Origin of the sequence: Candidatus Bathycorpusculum sp., from assembly GCF_009778815.1 — an archaeon.
GTDB lineage: Archaea > Thermoproteota > Bathyarchaeia > Bathyarchaeales > Bathycorpusculaceae > Bathycorpusculum > Bathycorpusculum hydrogenotrophicum.
In genome coordinates, this window is sequence record NZ_WRFL01000021.1 from 24,645 (window position 1) to 32,025 (window position 7,381).

The 7,381-nt window shown below is 42.6% G+C and carries 8 protein-coding genes and 2 tRNA genes; 5 read left to right on the forward strand and 5 right to left on the reverse strand.

Annotated elements, in window-relative coordinates; all coding sequences use genetic code 11:
* Positions 1-8: 8 nt before the first annotated feature.
* Positions 9-251 (reverse strand): hypothetical protein, encoded by a 243-nt coding sequence (locus FWF39_RS05790; protein WP_343382496.1) that lies wholly within the window; start codon positions 249-251, stop codon positions 9-11.
* Between the two features lie 301 nt (positions 252-552).
* Positions 553-629, reverse strand: a tRNA-Val gene (locus tag FWF39_RS05795).
* A 908-nt stretch (positions 630-1,537) separates the two neighbouring features.
* Here FWF39_RS05795 and FWF39_RS05800 point away from each other — a divergent pair.
* Positions 1,538-1,614 (forward strand) — tRNA-Phe (locus FWF39_RS05800).
* A gap of 61 nt (positions 1,615-1,675) precedes the next feature.
* Here the strand turns inward: FWF39_RS05800 and FWF39_RS05805 are convergent.
* The gene (locus tag FWF39_RS05805; protein WP_343382497.1) at positions 1,676-2,965 is read right to left on the reverse strand and encodes a site-specific integrase; all 1,290 of its coding nucleotides are present in this window, start codon (positions 2,963-2,965) and stop codon (positions 1,676-1,678) included.
* 401 nt (positions 2,966-3,366) lie between these two features.
* On the opposite strand from FWF39_RS05805, the gene FWF39_RS05810 reads away from it, so the two are divergent.
* The 4 genes from FWF39_RS05810 to FWF39_RS05825 are packed head-to-tail and all read left to right on the forward strand — an operon-like array spanning position 3,367 to position 6,241.
* Positions 3,367-3,636: a hypothetical protein gene (locus FWF39_RS05810; RefSeq protein ID WP_343382498.1), complete on the forward strand. Its 270-nt coding sequence runs from the start codon at positions 3,367-3,369 to the stop codon at positions 3,634-3,636.
* Positions 3,629-4,507 carry a TFIIB-type zinc ribbon-containing protein gene (locus FWF39_RS05815; RefSeq protein WP_343382499.1) on the forward strand — a complete coding sequence of 293 codons (879 nt, stop codon included), beginning with the start codon at positions 3,629-3,631 and terminating at the stop codon, positions 4,505-4,507. The genes FWF39_RS05810 and FWF39_RS05815 overlap by 8 nt, the downstream gene beginning before the upstream one ends.
* A gap of 5 nt (positions 4,508-4,512) precedes the next feature.
* Positions 4,513-5,634, forward strand: a complete 1,122-nt coding sequence (locus FWF39_RS05820; protein ID WP_343382500.1) for a ParB N-terminal domain-containing protein — start codon at positions 4,513-4,515, stop codon at positions 5,632-5,634.
* Positions 5,597-6,241, forward strand: coding sequence for a hypothetical protein (locus tag FWF39_RS05825; RefSeq protein ID WP_343382501.1), 645 nt, complete (start codon positions 5,597-5,599; stop codon positions 6,239-6,241). The genes FWF39_RS05820 and FWF39_RS05825 overlap by 38 nt, the downstream gene beginning before the upstream one ends.
* A gap of 43 nt (positions 6,242-6,284) precedes the next feature.
* Here FWF39_RS05825 and FWF39_RS05830 read toward each other — a convergent pair whose 3' ends face one another.
* Both FWF39_RS05830 and FWF39_RS05835 read right to left on the reverse strand, forming a co-directional pair.
* Complete coding sequence (locus tag FWF39_RS05830) at positions 6,285-6,728, reverse strand: hypothetical protein (protein ID WP_343382502.1); 444 nt, start codon at positions 6,726-6,728, stop codon at positions 6,285-6,287.
* A 7-nt stretch (positions 6,729-6,735) separates the two neighbouring features.
* Positions 6,736-7,152: a hypothetical protein gene (locus FWF39_RS05835; RefSeq protein ID WP_343382503.1), complete on the reverse strand. Its 417-nt coding sequence runs from the start codon at positions 7,150-7,152 to the stop codon at positions 6,736-6,738.
* Between the last annotated feature and the right edge of the window lie 229 nt (positions 7,153-7,381).

Genomic DNA, 7,381 nt, shown 5'->3' on the forward strand with positions numbered 1-7,381 from the left:
CAAGTTAACTATTGTTGGGGGTGAATGTGTCTTATGCCGTAATAGATTGCAACAATAAAAAGGGAAACAAAAATAACCTCAACAAATATGACAATAAGCAGTGTTGTGACATGGCTCTGTTGGATTTGCTGAACGGGAACCGTTGGAGGACTTTCACCTGTATCCATACCAGATGGATTTTGAATGATAATTAAATCATTAGATGCCTGCAAAGTAAATAACACAATAGGCACAACTAACATCACAACCAAAAACACACCTGCAAGTGCAAAAATACCTTTATGATGCATAAAAACCCAAAAACAATACAGTCTTTCAAAGTTATAAGCCTTAAACACCGCTCACCACAAAAACACCACCTGAACCACTCTGATGTTATACAAGAAATGAAACGATAAGTTGCCTTTTAGCAGATATTTTCCACGGGTAAAAACTTGCTCCACCCGTAATCCATTGAGATCCCAATATTTAATTGGTGATATAGCACAAAAGGTAAAACTCTTGTTTGCGCCAATTGTCTAAAAAGGTAACCACCCTTGTTAAATTGGCGTTTGGTGGGCCGTACCGGATTTGAACCGGTGATCTTCGCCGCGTGAGGGCGACGTCCTAGCCAGCTAGACTAACGGCCCATCAGATTCCAAATATATTGCATCCGTTCATAAAGCCTTTCCCATTCCAAGATTACAGTTGCTCTGTATTTGCTATCCCCGTATTTGCAATCTCTAAACATCTGCACTATGAGCAAACGGACTTCTATGTAAGTAGGTGGATTGCACTTATTGACGGCTATACTTTTGACATATCTTATCTGTGTTGTGACTTGGCAATGTTTCACTGAGGTTTGTGCGCAGGATCCAGAGGCACAACCTCTACTCAGCCAAAACTGTTGCAGGCATTTTACGTTTATCCTTCTATGATATATTGCATAAATCGTAGTAATCCCTAATTGAACTAATCCATATAAAACCAAACAACCATACAAGTGCTGTGAGAAGGGAGGCGCCCTTATACTCAACTCAATCCCCACATTCGGTACTCAGTTCTCAACCTCCCTCTCACCTGCTACACAACTTAGCTACTGAGATGTGTGCACAGCAATTGCTGGGTCAAATAGCGTTTATCATATCCCAAGAATTTGCAGAGGTTAATTTTATAAGGCTAAACAAATATATGCTAACTCGTGAGAGGGGACACATACCCATCAGGACTCACCCCCTGACAACATTCATCACCATCTCCCCTCTCACAATCAACACAACTTTAATCAAACTCAAATTTTTAGAAAAAAAGGGGACATATTGGACGATGACGCCTTAAAAATGCCACATGACGTCCATGATGATGGTTGGCAGGTTATGGACACACGATGAACGCTACGGCTGAGCAACATTACACTCCAACCTGGCTAGAACAAGGCCTTGAATGGGCGGGTGTAAAGGATAGCTTAATATTCTTGGTGGAATGTAAATGATAACGCTCTCTGTTTACAGCGGCACAATCAAATGTGCTGAGGTAAAGAAAAGGCATGGAAAAACGTGCCGAGGTAGCTCAGCCTGGGAGAGCGCTCGGCTGAAGACCGAGTTGTCGCATGTTCAAACCCTGCCCTCGGCACCACTCCATACTTTTGGCATATGCACTAGGCAGTTTTTTGTTTTTTGGATATGCACTAGGCAACTCATGTTTTGCGCTTACGAAACAGCTTAGTATTACCGTTATCAAAGCTTGTATGCTCCTCAAAGCCATCCTCGATAAGAATGACTGCGTCTGCGGGGGTTTTTGCGATTTTGCATATGTATCCTTTGTCTTCCTCTACATTGATGAGCTGCGTGTAGAGGAGTGTGTTTTTGATGTTTTTGTGACCAAGGACTTGCATGACGTGCAGGATGTCTTTTGTTTTTGCGTATTCGGTGGTTCCTTTCCAGTGTCGCAGGGTGTGGATTTTTATTTGGTTTAGTCGGGGGTTGCAGAGTTTTATGGCTAAGCGTTTGCGTTGCCTTTCGTATGTGCATCGCATATTTTGTAGGTCTTTGTAGTGGGTAAAGATGCGCTCAGTAGTTTTGGGGTAGCATTCGAGCAGGTTTTGGAGCTTTTTAGACATAGTGAAGCGGCGGGGATTGCTGTTTTTCTCAGCACGTAGGCTCAAGGTTCGTCCTTCAAAGTCTATATCTGTCCATAGTAAATCATAGATTTCTCCCGCCCTTGCGCCTGTTTCTTTACCAATTTGCAATAGTAGACCTATTTCTTTGTGTACTCCAGCAATTAAGTCATCGATTTCGCGCTCTTGGGGTATGAAGGGTAACTCTTTTACGGGTTCATACCATGGTCGATCCCAACTGTAACCATATTGTTTAGCATAGAGATCATACGCAAAGACGACTACTTGTTTCTGCGAGGCTTTCCAGCGTTCTTGATCTGCTATGACGGTTTTTACGCTTTCAGGGTCATCGAGTTTAGCGTTTAGTTTTAGTAATCCGCATAAGGCTGATTGTCGGCGAACTATGGTGGATTGTTTGTATCCTTCTTTTTTCATCCATTCGGCATGCTTTATTATTTTGGAGATATCGCCCACATTTTCCGTACATATTGTTGTTGTGGGTCCCAAATTTTTCGCTATCCATGCGCTTATTTGGCAAGAGTCAGACACCGCATCACCATTTTTTAATGTAGTCGTTCCAAAAGTGAGATCTTGTTGCAGTCGCTCTTTAGCTAAAGCACTATCCGATGGATCGCTAAAGCGTAAATTGCATTGGCGGCAGACCCAGCGTTGTATGTTATCTCCAAGGGTTGTTTTGTAGGTGCCTGCACGCCAAACTTTTTTATGCTTAAGGCCGCAATTGGGGCAGACGGGAATTTGGGAGCGGGTACCAGTAACCTCAACACTAACCTCTTTAGAGCAAATTTTGCCAAATATGCGCTCAGAAGCAACCCCAACATTTCCCTCCCCGCCAACCATACTACTAAACAAGCCCTCCTTTCAAATTATACAACACTAACCCAACACACACATCACATAACCCCTCTGCAATAAACACTAAAGCCCTAACCCCTTAGCAGATTTGCTAACAGCTATCAGACTTAACCAAACTTTCGGATTTAGTCCATCATCTTTGAGCTCCAATATCAACATTATCGCCTACCACTAAAAGCAGGTAACTTTAAAAAACAACAAAAGACCTCCCACAAACCAAAACAACTCAGACAACAAACGTATAAACAAACTATCTCCTCTGAGCAACAAAAATAGTTAGCAACAACAACTATGCCATAAGTTAACGTTCATAATGCTTGTCACTTACGATACACCAATTATTTTATTAAGTGAAACAAAATTTTGCTCATTTAAATAGTTACAAAATACTGGTTTTCATGATACCAGTAAAAACAGTCTGGATATTTAAAGACAAAAAATCCAGCAAAAAAACAGCCCCAAACACAAGGGTACAAAACCCCCAAAACAACACAACAACAAAAAGAGCAAAACTCAACTGCAAACACAAAAAACCAAACAACCCCCACCACACCCATTCTAAACCAAACAACCCCCACCAACACAGCCACCCAACACTCCAAATAACACTCATTGCCTCATCAACATCAGCCAGTCAGCCAAAGCAGGAGCAAACACACTATGTGTGAAACTGAAACATGCTCCGAATGTAGTAGCACAAACATCATAGACGACAACACAAAAGGAGAAATCGTCTGCATAAAATGCGGCCTAGTAATAAACAAAGCAGAACCCACACCCCCACAAGATCGCACACCCCCAACCACCACCAAAAACACAAAACCCCACCCCATCGCATACACCAACCCCCTTGGCACAAAAACCCCAGCAAACAAAAGAACCGAAATAAGCGTAGCCTTTGACATCCACTACATAATCCCCCAAATAGGACTCCCCCTACACATGCAAGAAATGGCCATAGCCTACATGCGAAAACTATACGGTGCCACAAAAAAACACAACCCCAAAAAAATCCGCTTCACCAAAAACGAACTCACCACCATATCAATATGGACAACCATAAAACAACAAAACTACCCATTAAGCTCCGATGAATACCTCAAAAAACTAGCACCCTACATCAAAATCAAAAACCTAATGAAAATCGAAAAACGCGCCAGCTACTTCATACCAAACCAAAACCGCACAACAAACATACCCCTAGTAACAGGACACATAACAAAAATCGCCGCCCAACTAGAAACCGACATACATATAGAGAGTGCTTATGCAAACAAAATCAGTACCTATGCCATACAAATCATACATACAAACCCCGGCGTCATAACAAGCCGCCGAGCTAACCTCGTTGCGGCCGCTGCTCTATTAGCTGCAGATCACCTGCTTGCCAAACGCCTGCGCCTAATTCCACTTGCAAAAGTAGCAAACACTGGAACCGGAACCATAGCCAAACTAGCCAAAACCTGCATGCGATATGCCCCAGCCCTACCCCCCGAATCTGCCGCCATAAAATTCAGCCACAACCTACTCAAGAAGTGAATTCTATGAAACTTTGCATAAACCAAATTAAAGCCAATACTTGGAACTGCAACATTTTAGGCGGGCAAGAAAGACAAAACCTCAAACAACGCATGACCCAAGACGGCCAAGAAAAAACAGTCCCAATAATCGTCAGAAAACTACCCAACACCGACCTCTACGAAATAGTTGATGGTGAACATCGCTGGGAGATCGCAAAAGAACTGGGCTGGATAACCATAGAAGCTCTCATACAAGAGGTGGATGAGTTGCAGGCAAGAGCACTTTGTATCAGCTACAATCGCATACGTGGCAGAGTCGACTGGATTAAACTCTACGATGTGGTAACAAACGATTTAGCCCAAGGCATAGACATAGTCAGAACCTACCAAGAATCCCTAACACCAACCGAAGTACAATGGCTACTCTCCCTTGACCGCCTAATTCCCGAAGCACGCACAATACTTGAAAAATCCATAAAGAAATATCCTGAACTTAGCCTCGAACATCTGCACCTAATCGCACAATTTCCCCCATATCAACAAAAAAGTTTAGTAGAAAAATTCAAAAACGCCATAGTCTCCCACGCCCTGCTAAAAGCCCTAAACGCCATCCTACAACCACCCACCAAACAGCACACACCCCTGCCACCCTACATTAAACAAACCAACCTTCAACATCAATTATCAAATAAACTGTCAAATCAAACCCACCAAACCAACAGCAACAGTGAATTTGACCCAGACCACACAGTAACGCTACAAAAAAACACCACCTACAAAATAGAAGGAGAAGGACAAACATTTGAAGATAAAACCGAAGAGCCAACAGAGGAGCAGCGGGCGTTGTTGGTTTCAGGTAGTTATTGTTGTGAGTGCGGACGCCATTACCACGCCAATTTTAGAGACCTGACTGTATCGGTGCAGAAAGAAAATCTGTTCTTTGACCTCATAGACATTACACCACACACCTTTATTGTGCACTGTAACAAATGCAACACCGACCACCAATACACCATAGACCCCACCAACAATAGTAATAGTGATGGTGAGTGGGGTGTGGTGGAGATTTGTTGTAGTCGATGTAAACCGTTTAGGAAGGGGTTGTTGGATGTTAATACGGGAAAAGCCGTCTGGTTCGGTGTGTAAGTTGGGTTGGCGGGAGAAAATCATACTTTTGCTGATGCTAAAGTGTGATGACCCACCTGGCACCCCTAATTTTCTTTGGATTGATATATGCGCAACCTTTGAGATAGACTTCAGCTCGGCTTCAAAAAAATCTCAGCCCCACCTGTTAAAAAAAGAACACAAATTTAAGTGCGCCTTGACAAGACTTATTAAAAAAGGACTTATCAAACCAGCAGTTATGGAGCGGCCAGATTTTTCGGTACAACACCCAAATGGTCATGGCTACAATAAGTACAGCTTAACCAAACTTGGACGCCAAATAGCAGAAAAACTACAACAACCCACCCCAAAACAAGCACAGTTCTTAAGGGATCATGATGCTTTAAAGAATGCGTTGGAACAGCTTTACGCTTTAGGCCATACTGAGGTTATGCTTGATCAGGTGCGAGCGGTAATATGGCAACAACAGCAGCATTTGTCTTTGTATTGTTTTGGTAATGGCCGAGTTGAGTTTGATGCGTATTGGAATAATACAAAGCTTGGTTTGATGTTAAAGAGGTATACGGTTGGGCAGGTGCGAATTAGTGTGAATGATAGGCAACGGAAATATGGTTTAGCAAATCCCTAGTTTTTGGTAAAACGAGACAGTCAGTGTCTCGTTTTGACCTAAACTAGGGATTGTAAGAGTTGTGGTTGTGGTGGTGTTGTATGTTTTTTGTGGCTGCTTGAAGGTGGCCGATGGCGGCTATGCCAAAACTTGCAGCAAGACAAGCAATAAAACTGACAGGGGTGTTTGGGAACATGTAGTTGTGTAGAATTTGTAGGGGTAGAAATGCAAAGAACAGGAGCAGGGGGATTTCAATTAGTATTGGAAAGAGCAGGCTGGCTTTTTTGAAGCCAAATTTTTTTGTTAGTCCGCTAAAGAGTTTGTTGCGCTCATTGTTTTCAAAATTAGCAGGATCTTCCATGTAAAAATTAAAAGTTGAATACATATCAAAGCTTAAACAAAAAATCCACAACCCCACAAATAGTCCCTGTGTTGGCGGGATAATAGTTGAGAGAAAAAGAAAAGAAGGGATAACTAAGAGCAGACTTAGCAGACCTAAGAGAAACATTTTGACGTTAAGCGTGATAACGGCGGAGGGGTTGAGTTTTATTGGTGTGGGATTTAGTGGTGGTGTGGCTTAGTTGTATGCCTCCGTAGATGATGCCTGCGATGACCACTACGACTCCTAGGTACATCAAGAGTTGCAAAAGATTATCAACTGCGGTGATTAGTTCGGTTGGAAGGCCAGCTTGCATGGTTGTTACGTTCCATCCTGTCACCCAGAACGCTACTGGTTTTGCAACTGCCATAAGCACCCCTGCAACGATGCATCCCACAAGCACTTTTTGTGCGCGGGCTTGTTCTTCGGGGCCTTCTGATCGAACAAGTGGCAAAGACCGATAGAGGATAAAGGCAGTTGTGATTAACACAATAAAGGCAGGTAATGCATCTATGCTAAAGTTTGCAAGGAGCAAAGCGTCTGGTAGTGCCACTTTAATTTGCCTCCTGAGTTGTCGTTTTTTGGTTTGAAACAGCCGTGACAGCCGTGCCAGTTGAGGGATTTTGGAGTTTAAGAGCTATTTTGATTCTGCGAATGGGCTTGTCAAAAAAGTTTGCAATGCCAGCTATTATTTTATGTTTAGAGGATTTTTTACTTATTTTATGTGTCATATAGAGACCTAAAAATAGAGTCAACAGAACTTTTAAAACAACAATTTTTTA

Coding starts and splice junctions, on each gene's coding strand:
- FWF39_RS05825 (WP_343382501.1), top strand. CDS start 5,597: ATGTTAATACGGGAAAAGCCGTCTGGTTCGGTGTGTAAGTTGGGTTGG.
- FWF39_RS05815 (WP_343382499.1), top strand. CDS start 3,629: ATGTGTGAAACTGAAACATGCTCCGAATGTAGTAGCACAAACATCATA.
- FWF39_RS05820 (WP_343382500.1), top strand. CDS start 4,513: ATGAAACTTTGCATAAACCAAATTAAAGCCAATACTTGGAACTGCAAC.
- FWF39_RS05830 (WP_343382502.1), bottom strand. CDS start 6,728: ATGTTTCTCTTAGGTCTGCTAAGTCTGCTCTTAGTTATCCCTTCTTTT.
- FWF39_RS05810 (WP_343382498.1), top strand. CDS start 3,367: ATGATACCAGTAAAAACAGTCTGGATATTTAAAGACAAAAAATCCAGC.